Annotated in this window: 15 protein-coding genes and 1 pseudogene; 12 read left to right on the forward strand and 4 right to left on the reverse strand. The window is 66.9% G+C overall.

Features of this window, described 5'->3' with window-relative positions; all coding sequences use genetic code 11:
• Nucleotides 1–19 precede the first annotated feature (19 nt).
• Both ACLH0K_RS01465 and ACLH0K_RS01470 read left to right on the forward strand, forming a co-directional pair.
• Entirely contained in the window at nucleotides 20–2,593 is a 2,574-nt protein-coding gene (locus tag ACLH0K_RS01465) for an AMP-binding protein (RefSeq protein ID WP_411375109.1), read from the forward strand.
• 274 nt (nucleotides 2,594–2,867) lie between these two features.
• A complete protein-coding gene (locus ACLH0K_RS01470; RefSeq protein ID WP_411375110.1) occupies nucleotides 2,868–4,250 on the forward strand; it encodes an APC family permease in 1,383 nt (460 codons plus the stop codon).
• 22 nt (nucleotides 4,251–4,272) lie between these two features.
• Here the strand turns inward: ACLH0K_RS01470 and ACLH0K_RS01475 are convergent, their stop codons facing one another.
• Together ACLH0K_RS01475 and ACLH0K_RS01480 are read right to left on the reverse strand one after the other, a co-directional pair.
• Entirely contained in the window at nucleotides 4,273–5,196 is a 924-nt protein-coding gene (locus ACLH0K_RS01475; protein ID WP_411375111.1) for an AEC family transporter, read from the reverse strand.
• A 91-nt stretch (nucleotides 5,197–5,287) separates the two neighbouring features.
• On the reverse strand, nucleotides 5,288–5,932 hold the full coding sequence (locus ACLH0K_RS01480; protein WP_411375112.1) for a cyclodeaminase/cyclohydrolase family protein: 645 nt from the start codon (nucleotides 5,930–5,932) through the stop codon (nucleotides 5,288–5,290).
• A gap of 56 nt (nucleotides 5,933–5,988) precedes the next feature.
• Between ACLH0K_RS01480 and ACLH0K_RS01485 the strand changes: the two genes are divergently transcribed.
• Nucleotides 5,989–6,765 carry an alpha/beta hydrolase family protein gene (locus tag ACLH0K_RS01485; protein ID WP_411375113.1) on the forward strand — a complete coding sequence of 259 codons (777 nt, stop codon included), beginning with the start codon at nucleotides 5,989–5,991 and terminating at the stop codon, nucleotides 6,763–6,765.
• A 42-nt stretch (nucleotides 6,766–6,807) separates the two neighbouring features.
• Nucleotides 6,808–7,746, forward strand: a complete 939-nt coding sequence (locus ACLH0K_RS01490; protein WP_411375114.1) for a carbohydrate kinase family protein — start codon at nucleotides 6,808–6,810, stop codon at nucleotides 7,744–7,746.
• A gap of 26 nt (nucleotides 7,747–7,772) precedes the next feature.
• On the opposite strand, the gene ACLH0K_RS01495 is transcribed toward ACLH0K_RS01490, so the two are convergent.
• Nucleotides 7,773–8,405: a matrixin family metalloprotease gene (locus ACLH0K_RS01495; protein ID WP_411375115.1), complete on the reverse strand. Its 633-nt coding sequence runs from the start codon at nucleotides 8,403–8,405 to the stop codon at nucleotides 7,773–7,775.
• A 531-nt stretch (nucleotides 8,406–8,936) separates the two neighbouring features.
• A pseudogene (locus ACLH0K_RS01500) lies at nucleotides 8,937–9,128 on the reverse strand (sulfonate ABC transporter substrate-binding protein); the annotation flags it as partial.
• A gap of 36 nt (nucleotides 9,129–9,164) precedes the next feature.
• Here ACLH0K_RS01500 and ACLH0K_RS01505 point away from each other — a divergent pair.
• The 8 genes from ACLH0K_RS01505 (at nucleotide 9,165) to ACLH0K_RS01540 (ending at nucleotide 17,595) form a co-directional block, all read left to right on the forward strand.
• Entirely contained in the window at nucleotides 9,165–9,707 is a 543-nt protein-coding gene (locus tag ACLH0K_RS01505) for a TetR/AcrR family transcriptional regulator (RefSeq protein ID WP_411375116.1), read from the forward strand.
• The gene (locus ACLH0K_RS01510; RefSeq protein ID WP_411375117.1) at nucleotides 9,704–10,051 is read left to right on the forward strand and encodes a DMT family transporter; all 348 of its coding nucleotides are present in this window, start codon (nucleotides 9,704–9,706) and stop codon (nucleotides 10,049–10,051) included. The genes ACLH0K_RS01505 and ACLH0K_RS01510 overlap by 4 nt, the downstream gene beginning before the upstream one ends.
• Nucleotides 10,048–10,377: a DMT family transporter gene (locus tag ACLH0K_RS01515; RefSeq protein ID WP_411375118.1), complete on the forward strand. Its 330-nt coding sequence runs from the start codon at nucleotides 10,048–10,050 to the stop codon at nucleotides 10,375–10,377. Before ACLH0K_RS01510 ends, ACLH0K_RS01515 begins: the two co-directional genes overlap by 4 nt.
• Before the next feature lie 73 nt (nucleotides 10,378–10,450).
• Nucleotides 10,451–11,044, forward strand: a complete 594-nt coding sequence (locus tag ACLH0K_RS01520; protein ID WP_411375119.1) for a TetR/AcrR family transcriptional regulator — start codon at nucleotides 10,451–10,453, stop codon at nucleotides 11,042–11,044.
• A gap of 368 nt (nucleotides 11,045–11,412) precedes the next feature.
• Entirely contained in the window at nucleotides 11,413–13,125 is a 1,713-nt protein-coding gene (betA, locus tag ACLH0K_RS01525; RefSeq protein WP_411375120.1) for a choline dehydrogenase, read from the forward strand.
• A 56-nt stretch (nucleotides 13,126–13,181) separates the two neighbouring features.
• The gene (locus ACLH0K_RS01530; protein ID WP_411375121.1) at nucleotides 13,182–14,735 is read left to right on the forward strand and encodes an aldehyde dehydrogenase family protein; all 1,554 of its coding nucleotides are present in this window, start codon (nucleotides 13,182–13,184) and stop codon (nucleotides 14,733–14,735) included.
• A gap of 127 nt (nucleotides 14,736–14,862) precedes the next feature.
• Nucleotides 14,863–16,500 (forward strand): APC family permease, encoded by a 1,638-nt coding sequence (locus ACLH0K_RS01535; RefSeq protein WP_411375122.1) that lies wholly within the window; start codon nucleotides 14,863–14,865, stop codon nucleotides 16,498–16,500.
• Nucleotides 16,501–16,626: 126 nt separating this feature from the next.
• Nucleotides 16,627–17,595, forward strand: coding sequence for a lipid kinase (locus ACLH0K_RS01540; protein WP_411375123.1), 969 nt, complete (start codon nucleotides 16,627–16,629; stop codon nucleotides 17,593–17,595).
• Nucleotides 17,596–17,600: the final 5 nt, after the last annotated feature.

Consider the following 17,600-nt stretch of genomic DNA (forward strand, 5'->3'; position numbering starts at 1 on the left):
TCCCCGCCAAGGTGATGCGATGACCGCCCAGCCGGACCTCGCCCGGGTCGCCTTCACGGACCTCGCCCGCCACGGTGACCGTCCGGCAATCCTCACCCCGGACGGCACCATCTCCTACCGGCAACTTGCCTTGCACGTTGACGCGGCCGCAGCCCGGCTCGGTACCGAACGGCGCCTCGTGGTGCTGGCCGCCCGCAACGACCTCGATTCGCTGGTCGGCTACCTTGCCGCCTTGTCCGCGGGCCACCCCCTCCTGCTGGCGCCCGCGGACAAGCCCGAGGCCCTGGCGTCGCTGGTGGGTGCCTACGATCCGGACGTGCTCCTGCGTTCCGGCGCAGGAGACGGCGTTCCGCTGCTGGAGGAACGGCGGGCAGGAACCCGGCACGAGCTGCACCCGGACCTTGCCCTGCTGCTCAGCACCTCCGGTTCCACCGGTTCGCCCAAGCTGGTGCGGCTCTCGCACACCAACCTCACGGCCAATGCCGAGGCCATCGCCGAGTACCTGCACATCGGGCCCGATGACCGGGCCGCCACCACGTTGCCGCTGCACTACTGCTACGGACTCTCGGTCATCAACAGCCACCTCACCCGCGGGGCCGGGCTGGTGCTCACGGACCTGTCCGTGGTGGACCCCTGCTTCTGGGACCTCTTCCGGGACCGGCGCGCCAACTCCTTTGCCGCCGTGCCCTACACCTTCGACCTTTTGGAGCGGGTGGGCTTCGCGGAGAAAAACCTGCCCCACCTGCGCTACGTGACCCAGGCCGGCGGGCGGCTGGCACCGGACAAGGTCCGGGCATGGGCGGAGACGGGGCAGCGCCGCGGGTGGGACCTGTTTGTCATGTACGGGGCGACGGAGGCGACGGCACGGATGGCGTACCTGCCGCCGGACCTCGCCGCTGACCACGCCGGGACAATCGGCGTTCCCGTGCCGGGGGGATCTTTCCGCATCGAGCCGGTGGAGGACCTGGCCGACGGCGAGCTGGTGTACAGCGGCCCCAACGTGATGCTCGGCTACGCGGAGCGGCCGGAGGACCTGGCGCGAGGCCGGGAAGTCCACGAGCTGCGCACCGGCGACCTCGCACGGCAGCAGGCCAACGGGCTCTACGAGGTGGTGGGCCGGCGCAGCCGGTTCGTAAAGATCGTGGGCCTGCGCGTCGACCTCGGGCAGGTGGAAGGTATCCTCGCCGGCATGGGCATCGCGGCGGCCGCCGCCGGCTCGGATGACTGCCTGGTGGCGGCCGTGGAAGGCGACCACGACGGCGGCATGCTCGCCAAAGCCCTCGCCGGCACGCTCGGGCTGCCCCGCGCCGCCGTCGTGATCCATCCGGTTGAGGCCCTGCCCCGGCTGGCCACCGGCAAGGTGGACTACCCGGCAGTCCTGGCACTTGGCATTCCGGCCCCCGCCACTGTTCCTGCGGCGGCCGCAAGCGGGGCCGCACCCGCAAAGCCGGCAGCGGAAGGCCCTGCCGACGTCAGGCACATCTTCATGGAGGCGCTGGAATGTTCCTCCGTGGGCGATAACGACACGTTCGTCTCCCTGGATGGCGACTCCCTTTCCTATGTGGCGGTATCGGTGCGGCTGGAGCAGGCGCTGGGGCAGCTGCCGCCGGACTGGCACCTGCTGTCCGTGCAGGAGCTGGAGCGCCGCCGGAAGCCGAAGCGGCACCGTCTGGTGTCCTTCCTGGAGACCTCGATCGTGCTCCGCGCCGCCGCGATCGTGTGCATCGTGGCCACGCACGTGGAGCTGTTTATGTTCCAGACCGCCCACCTGCTCTTCGCCGTGGCCGGCTACAACTTTGCCCGGTTTCAGCTGGCTGAGGAGCGCGGCCCGCGGCTCCGCCGCCAGTTGCGCGGCACGGCGCGGATCGTGGTGCCGTCCGTGGCGTTCATCGCGCTGGCCTACCTGCTGACGGACCACTACACGGTGGCCAACATCTTCCTGCTCAATGCCATGGTGGGACCGGCGGAAGTGACCACCCAGTGGCACTTCTGGTTCATCGAGCTGCTGGTGTACATCCTGCTGGCCATGGCCGCGCTCATGGCCGTCCCGTGGGTGGACCGGTGGGAGCGGCGGGCGCCCTTCGCTTTCGCGATCGGTCTGGTGGGGATCGGCCTGCTGAGCCGGTTCGACGTCGTGGATCCCGGCCTGCCCGTCCCTCCTCCGGTGTTCTGGATCTTCGCGCTGGGCTGGGCGATCGGCAGGGCCCGCACCCACCTGCACCGGGCGACGGTTTCCGCCCTCACCCTGCTGACCCTGCCAGGGTTCTTCAACAGCACCGTGCGGGAGGCGACCGTAGCTGCCGGCATCCTGCTCCTCCTCTGGCTGCCCGCCCTGCCCGTGCCTGCGTTCCTGCGCAGCATCACGGGCTGGCTGGCCGCGGCCTCGCTGTACATCTACCTGACGCATTGGCTGGTCTACCCGGTGCTGCTGCCCATCAGCCCGGTCCTGGCCGTGGCGGGTTCCCTCCTGGCCGGCGTCGGGTACTGGGCCCTCTGCCGGTGGCTGCCAGGCGCCGTTGAAGAGGCCTGGACCAGGCGGGGTGCGGTTTTGCGGCGCACCCCCGGCTCTTCCGCAGGCCATAATTCCGGCTGATTCCTAACCCCGGGGCCCGGCTGCTGCATGCAGCCGGGGCTTTCTGCTGCCCGGCGTAACACTTCAGCGGCCCTTGACCGTGAGCACCGTCACTGCTTTACTAAATGAACCCCATTCATTTAGTGGGGATGCGGCGGATGGACTTGAGCAAGCATCGAAGCCACCGGAGGGCAGCGGCCAACAACGGCGTGGCCGCGTTCCTGCCAGCGTCCCCAGCCCGCTTCACCTGCCTGTGCCGCCCCCGCGCCGGAGGCCCGAACTCCTAGGAACCAGCATGAGCTCCGCACCCGACACCCGAGCCCCGCTTGAGGTAAACCATCAAACTACTGGAACTCCTGGCAACGGCTGGCGCCGGGTCCTGGGGATTCCCTCGCTGGTCCTGCTGGGGCTCGTGTACATGGTGCCCCTCACCATCTTCAGTACGTACGGCATTGTCGTGGAGTTGAACGGCGGCCGGCTGTCGGCGGCCTATGCCGCGGCCCTGGTTGTCATGCTCTTCACCGCCCGGTCCTACGGGCGGATGGCCAAGGCCTTCCCGCTGGGCGGGTCCGCCTACACCTACGCAACCCGTTCCTTCGGCCCCGGGTTAGGCTTTCTGGCCGGGTGGTCGCTGCTGCTCGATTATCTGCTCCTGCCGATGATCAACTACCTGCTGATCGGCATCTACCTCAACGCGGCCTTTCCGGCCGTGCCTGCCTGGCTCTTCATTGTGGTGTCCATCGTGGCCGTGACCGTGCTGAACCTCGTCGGCATCACCGCGGTTGCGCGCGCGAACTACGTGGTGGTGGGGCTCCAGGGCCTGTTCATAGTGCTGTTCGTGGTCCTGGCCTCGGTGTCCGTCACGGGAGCGGGCACGGTGGATCTGCTGGCGCCCTTCACCGGGGTGGACGGCGCGGAGGGCTTTTCGCCCATCATGGCCGGCGCCGCCATCCTCTGCCTCTCCTACCTGGGTTTCGACGCCGTCTCCACCTTCGCCGAGGAGGCAAAGGATCCCCGCCGCACCATCCCCAGGGCCATCATGCTGACCACGGTCCTGGCCGGCCTCATCTTCCTGGCGCTCGCGTACATCAGCCACCAGCTGCTGCCAGTGGGAAGTTTTGCCAGCCCGGACTCGGCAGCCATCGAGGTTGTGGGCAAAGCCGGCGGGAACCTCCTTGTCGCCTTTTTCACCGCCGCGTACATCGCCGGCAGCCTCGGCTCGGCCCTGACCTCCCAGGCCTCGGTCTCGCGCATCATCCACTCGATGGGCCGCAGCGGAGTCCTTCCCGGGGTCCTTGGCCGGCTCCACTCACGCCTGGGCACCCCCGTGGTCCCCATCGTCCTTACCTCCGCGGTGGCGCTGCTTGCCCTGGTGCTGGACCTGACCACCGTCTCCTCGCTTATCAGCTTCGGGGCCCTGGTGGCCTTCTCGGTGGTCAACCTTTCCGTCATCAAGCATTACTTCATCAACGGGAAGCAGCGCGGACCAGGGGGCCTGCTCAACAACCTGCTGCTGCCCGGCACCGGACTGGTCCTGACGCTCTGGCTCTGGACAAGCCTGAGCGGGCTCTCCTTCTCCCTGGGGTTGAGCTGGGCGGGACTTGGCCTGGTGTACCTTGCCGTCCTGACCCGCGGGTTCCGCCGGCCCACGCCACACCTGGAGCTCGAGGGCGCCTAGGGCCGGATCGTCTCCAGGCGCTTCAGTTCATCAGCCATGCCGCACCCAAAAGCAGCGGAATGGCCAGCACTGAGGTGACCACCGCCGTCGTCTGCGCCAGGCTTTGCCCCACCCGGTACCGGACGGCGTACAACACCACGTTCTGTCCGGTGGGGAGGATGGCGCACGCGGTGACCACGAACGTGCTGAAGCCGTCCAGCTGGAAGACGTATCGGGCGAGCAGCCAGGCCGCAACCGGCTGGATGGCGGATTTGAGGATGACGGCCAGGGTGGTGGGAGCGGCGTCGCCGCTGGAGCCGCGAGGCGAGAGCCCGTGCAGGGACATGCCGAAGATGATCAGCATCAGCGGGACGGTGACCTGCGCGATGAGCTTCAGCGGATCCAGCACCAGTTCCGGGACCTGGATCCCGACGGCGCTGACCACGATCCCGAGGATGGCTGCCACTGTCACGGGGTTGCGGAAGGGCGTGGCGAGAATGCGCCGAACGGACGGCTTTTCACCGTTGGGGTTACTGAGGTCCAGGATGGTGAGGGCGATCGGGGTGACGATGGCCAGCTGGAACAGCATGATGGGTGTGACGTAGGTGGCGCTTCCCAGCACGTATTGGGACAGTGGAACGCCGAGGTTGGTGGAGTTCACGATGCCGGTGGCCAGCGCACCGATGGTCGTTTTCCGCACGCCCCACCTGGCGGCCGCACCGATGATGGCGAATAGGACCATCATGGCGGCGGCGGTGGACACGGAGATCAAGCCGGTTTCGCTCAGCACGTCCGAGATGTGCCGGGTGGCGATCATGGAGAACATCAGGCTGGGGAGGCCCACAAGGAAGGTCAGGGTGGACAGCACCTTGGTCCCGTGCGGGCCCAGGGCGATGCTCCTGCCCAGGATGTAGCCGACGAGCATCACGGCGCCCACCACAAAGAAGCCTTTTAAGACGCCGTCCAAGAATGTTGTCCCTTAGTCAGTCCCGCCCGCCAGTCCGGTTGCGGACGCGGTAATCCATCCGGGCGGGACCACATCGGGGGAAACCCGCCCGTCAGATGCTATCGGTGGGAGCGGCCCGGTCATCAATTCCGGCGGTCAGGCTGTCGATCCGCTCAAGCGCAGAGGTGAGCCGCTGCACCGCAGCCCACAGGTCCGGGTGCTGTTCGCGGACGTCCTCCAAATTGGTGCCGGCGGAACGGAGCGACGCGAGGTCGAAACTGACGTTGGTGCGGGCGCCGGCCACCGCGGCACGGAGTGCGCCGAACGCTACGACGGTATCGGCGATGAGTGCCGGGTTTCCGTTCTCTGCCAGCCAGGCGAGGTCGTCAATGGCCTGGACGGCCCGCTCGCCCAGAACGGCCGATGATTTCGCGGCGTCCACGGACGCCTGCCGGATCGCCTCGTCCCGCCCCGGCCCCTTCTCAAGCCGGAAAGCCGCACCAAAGGCCTGGGACGCCGCCGCGTCCTCATCCGCCAGGCGCAGCGCTTCACTCCGGAGCGCACGTGCCCGCCCGCGGACGGCCTCCACACGGTCGCCGTCGCTGTACCCGGCAACCATGGATGTCAGTGACGCCGCCACGGAAAGCATCACGCCGGTCCCGGCGCCGCCGCCGGGCGAGCCGGTGGACTCGGCCAGGGCGCGGGTCCATTCCTCAACTGTTGACTCATGGGTGGTGACTGACTCAGACGGTTCCATGGTTGAAAGCATGCCCACAAATCCCCGGGCTCAAACGCGCCCTGTAGTCTCGGCAGATGCGGCACCGCTACCAGTACGGCGAGGATCCCAGCCAGTGGGGCGAGCTGTTCCTGCCCGACGATGCCCCGGGCGCAAAACCCAGGGGCGTGGTGGTGGTGATCCACGGCGGCTACTGGCGTGCGCAGTACGGCGCGGAATTGGGGGTCCCGCTCGCCACGGACCTGGCCGGACACGGAATTGCAGCCTGGAACCTCGAGTACCGGCGGGCCGGTAACGGGGGTGGCTGGCCCGGCACCTTCCAGGACATCCTGGCCGGCATCGACATGCTTGCCGGGCTTGCGGGCCTGCATAACCTGGACCTGCGCAAGGTGGTGGCGCTGGGACATTCCGCCGGCGGTCACCTCGCGGTCTGGGCGGCCGGCAGGGACAGGCCGGGGCGTCCTGGCTGGGCCGGGACCGGGAACGACGGCGTCCGGCTTACCGGAGTGGTGAGCCAGTCGGGCGTCCTGAACCTAACTGAGGCCGAAAGGCTCAACCTCAGCAACGGTGCCGTGGCCAACCTGCTGGGCGGGCCGTCGTCGAAATTCCCGGAGCGGTACCGGGAGGCGGACCCCCTGTTCGCCTTGCCACTGGACGTCGCCGTCTACGCTGTGCACGCCGAGGAGGATGACGACGTCCCGCCGGCCCTGTCCGCCTCATATGTGGATGCAGGCCGGGCCGGCGGCGTTCCCGCGAAGTTGGTTACCGTGCCCGGGGACCACTATGCGCTGATCGCCCCGGGCACGGCGGCCTACCGGAAGTGCCGTGAACTGGTCCTGGAGCTGCTGGGCTGACGCAAACTGCATCCCGCTGGCCTCTTCTGGCAGAGTATGACCATGCTCACAGTTATCGGCGAAGGCCTTGTTGACGTTGTCCAGCGCGCTTCCGGCATCGAGGCGCACGTGGGCGGCAGCCCGCTGAACGTGGCGGTGGGCCTGGCCCGCCTGGACCATCCCGTGCAGTTCATTGGCCGCTACGGCCGGGATGCCTACGGGGATTCGGTGGCCGCGCACCTGCGGTCCAGCTCGGTCATGCTTCCGCTGGGGCCGGACGAGCTTCCCACCAGCGTGGCCACCGCGCTGATTGGTGACGACGGCGCCGCCTCCTACACCTTCGACCTCACCTGGCAGCTTCCCGGCATCGCGGACCGGCTCGCCTTTATGCTGCAGGGCACCACGCTGCTGCACACCGGCTCCATCGCCACCATGCTGGCGCCGGGCGCCACCGAGGTCCTGGCGGCCGTCGAATACGCCCACCCGCGCGCTACCATCAGCTTCGACCCCAACTGCCGGCCGAGCATCATCACCGACGTGGACTACGCGCGCCGGCAGGCCGAGAAGTTTGTCTCCCTGTCTGATGTGGTGAAGGCCTCCGACGAGGACCTCGAGTGGCTTTACCCGGGGCAGGACGTGCTGGATTCCGCCCGCAAGTGGCTGGCGCTCGGCGGCTCCGAGGGGCCAGCCATCGTGGTGGTAACGCGCGGGGCGGCGGGGCCCTGGGGCATCACCGCCGCCGGCGAGGCCGAGATCCCGGCACCGCGCGTGGACGTGGCGGACACGGTGGGCGCGGGCGATTCTTTCATGGCGGCGCTGCTTTCCGGGCTGGTGGACCGCGGCCTGGACGGTGCACAGAACAGGAAGGACCTGCGGGAACTTCCGGCCGAGGGCCTGGCGGAACTCCTGTCGCACGCTGCCCGCGCCGCTGCCGTTACCGTTTCCCGGCCGGGCGCAAATCCGCCCACCCGGGCCGAGCTGAACGGGCATGTGGAGGGTTAGGCGGGACGCTCCTCACCGTATGGTCGTTACAGCTGCGGGACGCATGGGCCGCTTCCCAGTAGGGCCAGCCCGGCACGGTCACCGGCGGCGAAGTCGGTAACGCCCGTATTGTCGGCGTGCATCAGCTGGGTGGGGTCGTTGATGTGGTCAAGGCCCAGGACGTGGCCCAGCTCGTGCATGATGATGGCCCGCACCTGGGCCACTCCATCCGGGCGGCTGGCCATGATGCCAGCCAGGTCTGGAGCATCGAGGCGCACTTGTCCCGTAACGAGGACCAACGGCTGTCCGGGTGCCTGGATAGACGTGCTTCCCCCGTCGCCGGCCACGTTTCCGCCGAGACCGGGAGTCTCCTCCGGTGTGGACCACGTGATCAGCACCGGAGCCCAACGCTTTCCATAGCGGTCCGGCTGGTAGGCCTCCCGGTCATCCGCCGGAGCTTCACCGGTTAGGCCGTCGTAGACGAACTGCAGGCCGGAGGCCGCGGAAACTGCGGACACTGCTTCCCTGATTACGACGTCCCCGCCCGGCAGGGCATTGTCGGGCCGGACCACGTAATGCAGGGGGCGGCAAGGATCGTAGGCTGCGAACTGCTGGTGCGGGTCGGGAGACTCCTGCACGGCGAAAGCGGTAGAACCGGTGCTGGCCGGAGGTGTGCCCAAGGGAGCGCTGGCAGCCTCATAACCCGGCGGCGGAACCTCCGCTCCCGGAAGATATGGAGCGGCGAAAGGGAGGATGACACGATTGAAAAGTGCAGGCGTGAAGTACAGACAGACGACGAGTGCCACTCCCAACGCGGTAAGTATGCGCCGCTTCCGTTGGGCCGGGCGGTACGTTCGCCGGAAGCTTGCTTCGAACCTTTTCGGCCCTGGTTGTGTCGGCTGTTCCCGCCAGGGGGCGGGTGTCTCCAGCTTGCCAAAGGCCTCGTCAATAGCCCACTGCGGAATGCGGCCGCTTGGGGAGCGGCGCACCTTTGGCAACGAACCGCCGTCGGGCGTTCCAGGCCACGACTCAAACCTCCTGCCCGAACCGCCCACTCAAACATCCCCCAAGCCGACACCGATGAATCTTCTCCAGCTTAGGGGCGTTGAAACCGACTAATTCTGGCAACAGCGCAGGATTGGCACAAGAAAGACCCACCTGGCGGAATACAGCACCGTCGGCCAGGTGGGTCACTTTCCCCAGCCCAGGCGTTACTCCTTGCCGAGACCCGCTGCAGAGGTCTTTTCGCCCGTCACCTCATTGAGTGCCCGAAGGTCGAAGATGCCGTTGATGTCGGCCTGCTTGGTGGTGCCCGCGGTGACACCGTTTTCCAGCAGCTTGTTGTAGGTGCCGGCCTGTGGATCCACCGTGAAGACGATGTTCTTCAGGGAGCGGTCAATAACGGTCAAACTTTACCTTCCGGATGGTAAAGTTTTAGTGTGAGGGAAAGTCAGCGCCCAAGGATCCTGGAGGCAGGTTTGCGTGTGGCCGCCGGCAATCAGGGGGCTGCCATCACCCTTGATGCCGTAGCCTCCGAGGCCGGGGTCACCAAGCCGGGACTGATGTACCACTTTCCCAATCGGGATGCGCTCATGGTTGCCCTGGTTGAATACGCCGCCTGCCAGCTGGAAGGGAGGATGGCGGAGCTACTGGGGAAGGGCAGGGCCACCGTCACTGCGCGTTACCGTTCGTACGTCCAGGCTGCCGCCGACGGCCAAAACATGCGTGCCGAATGGGCGCTGTGGTTCCACTCGGCGTACAAGGCTGAACTGCAGGAGGCATGGGCACGGCACCTCGAACCCTGGCTGGACATTCCGGACGGCACACCACCGGAGCAACGTGCCCGGCTGGCAACTGCCCGGCTTGCGGCTGACGGTTTTTGGGCCGCGCAGGCCAGCGGTGTGTCCACGCCGGAGCCGGCTGAGCGCGCCCTGATCCTGGCCTCCATCCTCGACCTGATTCCCGAAGGAGACCCGCAATGAAGCGATGGCTGAGCCTCGCCGGAGCGATCATCACGGAGGTCAGTGCCACGCTTGCCCTCAAGGCTGCCATCGAGGCGCCTGGCTGGTACGTCATGGTGGTGTTCGGATACGTAACAGCCTTCCTTCTGTTGAGCTTGTGCCTACGGCTGGGCATGACCATCAGCGTCGCCTACGGCGCCTGGGGAGCAGGCGGCGTCACGGCCACCGCGCTGTTGTCCGCGAGTATCTTCGACGAGCCGCTCACCTGGCTCATGGGGGCCGGTATGGCACTCATCCTGGCGGGCGTCATCACCGTTGAGGTGGGTTCGCAGAAGGCCCACGCCAAGCAGGGGGAACAAGCATGACCTGGTTCTTCCTCGGCCTGGCCATCCTCACCGAAGTCGCCGCCACCATGTCCTTGCGCGCCTCCGAGGGGCTGAAAAAGAAGGTGTGGCTGATCCCCATCGTGGCCGGCTACGCCAGCGCCTTCGGTTTCCTTGGCCTCGCCCTCGCGGAAGGCCTTCCCTTGGGGGTCGGGTACGGCATCTGGGTGGCGTGCGGCGTTGCGCTGACCGCCGTCGCCAGCCGTGTGCTGTTCAAGGAGCCGCTGACGCCAACCATGGTGTGCGGGATCCTGCTCATTTCCGCAGGGGTGCTCATTGTCGAGATCGGTGCCCGTCATGCGCATTAGCGGCAGCGTCGCATAAAGCGGCTGGCAGGCACGGCGAGGTGCAGCGTAGCCGGTTTCCCCATATTCTGGCCGGGTGGACACAAGCACCGTGAACTCCCGTGAACAGGGCGAGCAGGTTGACCGGCAGCAGCGCATTCTTGAAGCGGCGCTGGACCTGCTGTCCCGCCACGGGATCTCGGGAGTGAACATGCGTGCGGTGGCGCGCGAGGCCGGCGTCGCGCTCGGGCTGGTGAATTACTACTACGAGGACAAATCGAGCCTGATCCGTGCCGCCCTGCACAGCGTCGACGAACACGACCTCGCCCTGGTTGCGCCGGACCCCGCACTGCCCCCGGACGAGCAGCTCCAGAACGCCCTCCGGCGGGTTGCCGGCCCGGAACTCCTGACCACCCGGTACCTGTCCCTGCGCCTGCACCTGTGGGCGCTCGCGCGGGCGCACGAGGACTTCGCCCTGATCAACGCGGCTGCGTTTGACCGGTACCTGGACGGGCTCGCGGCCCTAATCGGCAATGCCAAACCGGAGCTGTCCAGCACGGAGTGCAAGGAGCGGGCGGCCGACATCGTGGTTGTGCAGAACGGCATGTGGCTGACCGCGCTGCTGGGCGTGGACAAGGAATTCATCCAGCGCAGCATCGCCCGGACCGAAGAAATCGCCTTCGCAGCCTAGCCCGATTCCAGCAGCTATCCCGCGACCTTCCCGCGGGGCCTCACCCGCCGCACGGCCCATTACCGTGCACAGAAAACAGGCAATCACGCGCTGTCACATTCCGCCGCAAGCGCGACATTTTGCAAGCCCGGCCCTCGGTTTCCGCAGGTCATCATGCCGTTGATGTTTCGCGCCCGTAAATTTTGAACACTTGTCCAGTTTTCCTATTGAACACTTGTTCAAGGTGCACTACTCTCCTTGGATATGACCTACGCCACACCAGGGAATACCGCGGATTCTCCGGCTAACACGGTCAACCTTTCGCTTTCGGAAGAACGACTACCCGCCCTGGGCCACTGATGGCACCAGGTAGAAGGAGAGTTTGCAGCATGACCACAACCACTTACGACTACGTCATCGTCGGCGGCGGCAGCGCGGGCTCCGTGCTGGCCGACCGGCTGAGCGACGGAGGCAACAGCAGCGTCCTGGTCCTCGAGGCCGGACGCAGCGACTACCCGTGGGACCTGTTTATCCAGATGCCCGCCGCGCTGACCTTCCCCAGCGGCAACCCGCTCTACGACTGGCGCTACCAGTCGGATCCCGAGCCCTACATGGGCGGCCGCCGGGTGGCACACGCCCGCGGCAAGGTCCTTGGCGGCTCGAGCTCCATCAACGGCATGATCTTCCAGCGCGGAAACCCGCTCGACTACGAGCGCTGGGGTGCCGACGCCGGCATGGAAACCTGGGACTTCGCGCATTGCCTGCCCTACTTCAACCGGATGGAAAACGCACTCGCCGCTGACCCCGACGACGAACTCCGCGGCCATGACGGCCCGCTGGTCCTGGAGCGCGGCCCCGCCACCAATCCGCTGTTCCAGGCGTTTTTCGCCGCCGCACAGGAAGCCGGCTACCCGCTCACGGACGATGTCAACGGCTACCGCCAGGAGGGCTTCGCCGCCTTCGACCGCAACGTCCACAAGGGCCAGCGTCTCTCGGCATCCCGTGCCTACCTGCGGCCGAACTTCGGCCGGAGCAACCTGACCGTCCTCACCCGCGCGCTGGTCACCAAGGTCAACTTCAAGGGGAACGTGGCAACCGGCGTCACTTACCGCCGCAACGGCAAGACCCATCAGGTGAACGCGGGCGAGGTGATCCTGGCTGGCGGCGCCATCAACACCCCGCAGCTGCTGCAGCTCAGCGGCATCGGCGATGCGCAGCACCTGAACTCGCTGGGCATCAACTCCGTGGTCAACCTGCCCGGCGTCGGCCAGAACCTGCAGGACCACCTGGAGGTCTACATCCAGCACGCCTGCACCCAGCCGGTGTCCATGCAGCCGGCCTTGGACGTCTGGCGCATGCCGTGGATCGGCATGCAATGGCTGTTCGGCCGGAAGGGTCCCGCGTCCACCAACCACTTCGAGGGCGGCGGGTTCGTCCGGTCCAACGAGGATGTGGCCTACCCCAACCTGATGTTCCACTTCCTCCCGGTGGCCGTCCGCTACGACGGCCAGAAGGCGGATGCGAAGCACGGATACCAGGTGCATATCGGCCCCATGTACTCGGACGCCCGGGGCACGCTGAAGATCAAGTCCACCGATCCCACGGTGCACCCGTCCATGGTCTTCAACTACCTCTCCACGGACCAGGACCGGCGCGAATGGGTGGAAGCCATTCACGTTGCCCGCGACATCCTCGGCCAGTCCGCCATGCTGCCCTTCAATGGCGGCGAGCTCTCTCCCGGCAAGGCCGTACAGACGGATGCGGAGATCCTGGACTGGGTGGCCCGCGACGCCGAAACGGCCCTGCATCCCTCCTGCACCGCGAAGATGGGGCCGGACTCGGACCCCATGGCCGTGGTCAACCCGCTGGACATGACAGTGCACGGCACCAGCGGCCTGCGCGTGGTGGACGCTTCCGCCATGCCCTACGTCACCAACGGCAACATCTATGCCCCCGTAATGATGCTCGCGGAAAAAGCCGCCGACCTGATCGCCGGCAAGAAGCCCCTGGCGCCGCAGTACGCGGAGTTCTACCGGCACGGCCTCAGCCCACTGGAACGTGACGGCGCCCCGCTCACGGCTGCAGCGGCAGCAAAGGCCTAGCGATGTTGGATATAAAGGACTACCCGGACCGTGAAGAACACCCTGCAGGAGGAACGATGACGGCCACGGTTCAGCGCGTCCGCCCCACGGGCGGGGACCAGGATGTGATCAAGGGCCTGTATATTGACAGCGCCTGGCAGGAAGCGTCCGACGGCGGCACAACAGTCGTGCGCTGCCCTGCGGACGGCCTGGAGGTCGCCGTCGTACAGTCCTCGACGGTGGATGACGCCGAGCGGGCGATTGCGAGTGCGCGCCACTCGTTCGACCAGGGTCCGTGGCGGCGGCTCAGCGACATTGAGCGCGGCGCGGTCCTGCTCCGGGTGGCCGACCTGCTGGAGCGGGACAAGGCGGTCTACGCCCGCGCCGAGGCCCTCGATACGGGCAAGCGCCTGGTGGAGGCCGAGTACGATATCGACGACATCGCCGCCTGCTTCCGCTATTACGGGAAGATCGCAGGCCTCGATGCCGGCAGGGTAATCGACACGGGACGGCCCGACGCCATCAGCCGGGTCATTTACGAACCGCTGGGCGTGTGTGCCCTCATCGCACCGTGGAACTATCCGCTGCTGCAGGCGGCGTGGAAGGTGGCGCCCGCGCTCGTCACCGGGAACTCCTTCGTGCTCAAGCCGAGCGAACTGACGCCCTCCACGTCCATCCTGCTGATGGAAACCCTCGCGGAAGCCGGGGTTCCCGCCGGCGTCGCGAACCTTGTGACGGGTAAGGGGTCGAAGGTGGGCGGACCGCTCAGTTCTGACCCGCGCGTTGATCTTGTCTCCCTGACCGGGAGCCTGGCGACGGGCCAGACGATCATGGCCGCCGCCGCCGAAACCATTAAGCGTGTCGCTTTGGAACTGGGTGGGAAGAATCCCAATGTTGTCTTTGCTGACGCGGACTGGGACGCCGCCGTCGACAACGCCCTGACCGCCGTCTTCCTGCACTCCGGGCAGGTCTGCTCGGCAGGGGCGCGGCTCGTCGTCGAGGAATCCATTGCCGAACGCTTCGTGGCCGAAGTGGTGGAACGGGCAAAGGAGATCCGCATGGGCGGCCCGTTCGATTCCAGTGCCGAGACCGGCCCGCTCATCTCCGCAAAGCACCGCGACCAGGTCCACGCCTATGTGCAGGCAGGAATCGCCGAAGGTGCCGACCTGCTGTGCGGCGGGTACATCCCCGACGACGGCCCGCTCGCTGATGGCTTTTTCTACCCGCCCACCGTCCTGGGCAACTGCCGTACGGGCATGAGCGTGGTGCAGGAGGAGTCCTTCGGGCCGGTGCTGACCGTTGAAACCTTCCGCACCGAGGCTGAGGCGGTGGCCATCGCGAACGACACCGAATACGGCCTGGCCGGTGCCGTCTGGACCTCGGATGCATCCAAGGCGCAGCGCATGGCGTCCGCGCTCCGCCACGGAACGGTCTGGATCAACGACTACCACCCCTATGTCCCGCAGGCGGAATGGGGCGGCTTCGGGAAGTCGGGCATCGGCCGTGAGCTTGGCCGCGCGGGACTGGACGAGTACCGCGAGGCAAAACACATCTGGCAGAACGTCCGGCCCGCACCCAGTGGCTGGTTCGGTTCACCTCCGCAGGAACCGGGGGTTGCCGCTGCCGAATAGGCACCACGCAGCAACGGGGAACGGCCGGGCGCCGCGCACGGCGGCGCCCGGCCGGTTGCATCACCTGCGTCCAATGGCGGCCGCGGGTCAACAAACACTGTGCTTTTTCTGACTTAAAGGAGTTCAGATGTTGGAACCCAGCAAGAGTACTGATTCAAGTGGCATGGACGAATTCGGCTATGCCCAGACTTTGGACCGCAGCATCGGCAAGTTCGCCAGCTTCGCGGCCGGAGTCAGCTACATCTCCATCCTCACGGGTGTTTTTCAACTGTTCTACTTTGGTTTCTCCATGGCGGGCCCGGCCTACGCGTGGTCCTGGCCCATCGTCTTCGTCGGCCAGCTGATGGTGGCGCTCTGTTTTGCCGAGCTCGCCGGCCGCTATCCCGTAGCCGGGTCCGTCTACAACTGGGCCAAGCAACTTTCGTCGGGGACGTTCGCATGGCTGGCCGGCTGGCTGCTGCTCATCTCCTCCATGGTGGCGCTCGGAGCGGTCGCCCTGGCGCTGCAGCTCACCCTGCCCCAGATCTGGTCCGGTTTCCAGATCATCGGTGACGGCACCGGCACCTACGACTTCGCCCTCAACGGCGTCCTGCTGGCGAGCATCATGATCACCATCTCCACCCTCATCAATGCCTTCGGCGTGAAGCTGATGACCAAAATCAACAGCATTGGCGTCTTCGTTGAGCTGGCCGCCGCCGTCCTCCTGATCCTGGCATTGGGATGGCACGTGGTGCGGGGGCCGGAAGTCCTGTTCAGCACCGCCGGCTACGGCGCAGGGAACGACCTTGGCTTCTTCGGGGTCTTCCTTATCGGCGCGATGGCATCCGGGTACGTGATGTACGGCTTCGACACGGCCAGTTCCCTGGGCGAGGAGACGAAGGACCCGAAGAAGACCGCTCCAAAGGCGATCCTGCGGGCGATCACGGCTTCCTTCATCCTCGGCGGCCTGATCCTCCTCGGTGGACTCCTGGCCGCTCCCGACCTGAACGATCCCAAGCTGGGCAGCGCAGACGGCGGCCTGCAGTACATCGTGCTCTCCGTGCTGGGAGGGCCCTTCGGCAAGGCGTTCCTGGCCTGCATCGTCGTTGCAGTGTTCGTCTGCACCCTCGCAGTCCATGCCGCCGCCATCCGCATGATGTTCGCCATGGCCCGGGACAACAACCTGCCGTTCAGCCGGCAGCTCAGCAAAGTCCACCCCGAGCGCAAGACACCCACCGTGGCGGCCATCGTTATTGGGGTCATCGCCATCATTCCGCTGGTCGTCAATGTCTCCCAGCCGGCGATCTTCACCATCCTGTCCAGCATCAGCATCGTCCTGATCTACCTGTCCTACCTGCTGGTCACCGTGCCCCTGCTGCGGCGGCGCTTCCTGAAGAAATGGCCGCTGTCCGACGAAATCCACGGCAAGGCCGGGTTCAGCCTCGGCAAGTGGGGCCTGCCCGTGAATATCCTCGCGGTCCTGTGGGGCGGTGCCATGACATTGAACCTGATCTGGCCGCGGTCCGAAATCTACAACTCGGTGCCGCCGTTTGAGTGGTACCTGCAGTGGGGCGGCGTGCTGTTCGTTGCCGCAGTGACCGTAGGCGGCGCCCTGCTGTACCGGACGAAGATCAGGCACCAGACCGGAGTCCTCGCCGAACACGCAGCTGCTGCACCCCCAACTCCGCGCGCAACCGGAGCCGGGTCTGCAGCTGCCCCGGACCCGCAGGGGTCGGAGCCGCCAGCTGCCCCGGAACTGGTGCCCGCCCCGCTGTCCCCGCGGTAGCCCGTTCCACGCTTGACACTTACCCGCGGATATGACGGGCAGCCCCTTCGCAGTTCAGCGGAGGGGCTTACCCCTTTAAGCCGCGTTGTAGGCCCGGCCGTGGAATTCACAGGTCGCCGCCCTAGTATGTCCACCATGAAGGTTGCCGGAGAGGTGCAGTCTGCCGCCGTGGTCATCAACACCGGATCACGCCGCGGCGCTGCCGCGTCACACCAGGCGGTACAGGGGTTGCGCGAGGCCGGCGTGCCGATCACCGCCGTGCATCACGTCCGTTCGGGGGCCGAGCTGGCCGGCGCGCTGGCCCGGGTGGTTGCCGGCGGGCATGACCTGCTGGTGGTCGGCGGCGGGGACGGGACGGTCAGCTACGCCGCCGGCCTGGTTGCCGGCACCGACGTCGTGCTCGGCATCCTTCCGCTCGGCACGGCCAACGACCTTGCCCGGACGCTCGAGATCCCCGGCAACCTGGCCGATGCTTGTGCTGCCGTGGCGCAGGGGAAGGTGGTGGACATTGACCTCGGCCGCGCCAACGGCCTGCCGTTCCTGAACGTGGCGTCCGTGGGCCTGTCCGTACGGGTTGCGGAGGCGCTCAGCCCCGGCCTGAAGCGGCGCCTTGGGCCGCTCGCGTACGGCATCGCCACCCTGCGGTCCTACGCCCGGCATGAACCCTTCGCCGCCCGCCTGGAATTTCCGGACGGGGACCACGAGCCGATGCAGCTTGAGAACCTCCTCCAGGTGGCCGTGGGCAACGGCAGGCACTACGGCGGCGGCAACACGGTGTCCCCGACGGCAGGCATCGACGACCATACGCTCGATATCTACGCCATCCTCGCGGCACCGCTGCGGGAACACGTAAAGATTGCCCGGCTGCTGCGGGACGGGAGCTTCGTCGGGCACGACCGGGTATACCACGTGACCAGCCGGCACGTCCGGCTGGTCACCGGGCCGCCGCAGTCGGTAAACCTCGACGGCGAGATCGCCGCGGTGACGCCCACCGACTTCACTGTGGAGCGGAACGCCGTTCACGTGGTGGTCCCGCAGGCCAGCACCAGTGCCTTGTTCGACGGCGCACGGGCGCCGCGCGAACCGCTGGCCTGAGGGCG

Origin of the sequence: Arthrobacter sp. MPF02 (assembly GCF_046605375.1) — a bacterium.
GTDB lineage: Bacteria > Actinomycetota > Actinomycetes > Actinomycetales > Micrococcaceae > Arthrobacter.

What these genes read in the sequence shown, in the direction of transcription:
- ACLH0K_RS01515 (WP_411375118.1), top strand. Translation starts at nt 10,048, where the DNA reads ATGACCTGGTTCTTCCTCGGCCTGGCCATCCTCACCGAAGTCGCCGCC.
- ACLH0K_RS01465 (WP_411375109.1), top strand. Translation starts at nt 20, where the DNA reads ATGACCGCCCAGCCGGACCTCGCCCGGGTCGCCTTCACGGACCTCGCC.
- ACLH0K_RS01480 (WP_411375112.1), bottom strand. Translation starts at nt 5,932, where the DNA reads ATGGAACCGTCTGAGTCAGTCACCACCCATGAGTCAACAGTTGAGGAA.
- betA (WP_411375120.1), top strand. Translation starts at nt 11,413, where the DNA reads ATGACCACAACCACTTACGACTACGTCATCGTCGGCGGCGGCAGCGCG.
- ACLH0K_RS01485 (WP_411375113.1), top strand. Translation starts at nt 5,989, where the DNA reads ATGCGGCACCGCTACCAGTACGGCGAGGATCCCAGCCAGTGGGGCGAG.
- ACLH0K_RS01535 (WP_411375122.1), top strand. Translation starts at nt 14,863, where the DNA reads ATGTTGGAACCCAGCAAGAGTACTGATTCAAGTGGCATGGACGAATTC.
- ACLH0K_RS01540 (WP_411375123.1), top strand. Translation starts at nt 16,627, where the DNA reads ATGTCCACCATGAAGGTTGCCGGAGAGGTGCAGTCTGCCGCCGTGGTC.
- ACLH0K_RS01510 (WP_411375117.1), top strand. Translation starts at nt 9,704, where the DNA reads ATGAAGCGATGGCTGAGCCTCGCCGGAGCGATCATCACGGAGGTCAGT.
- ACLH0K_RS01530 (WP_411375121.1), top strand. Translation starts at nt 13,182, where the DNA reads ATGACGGCCACGGTTCAGCGCGTCCGCCCCACGGGCGGGGACCAGGAT.
- ACLH0K_RS01470 (WP_411375110.1), top strand. Translation starts at nt 2,868, where the DNA reads ATGAGCTCCGCACCCGACACCCGAGCCCCGCTTGAGGTAAACCATCAA.
- ACLH0K_RS01490 (WP_411375114.1), top strand. Translation starts at nt 6,808, where the DNA reads ATGCTCACAGTTATCGGCGAAGGCCTTGTTGACGTTGTCCAGCGCGCT.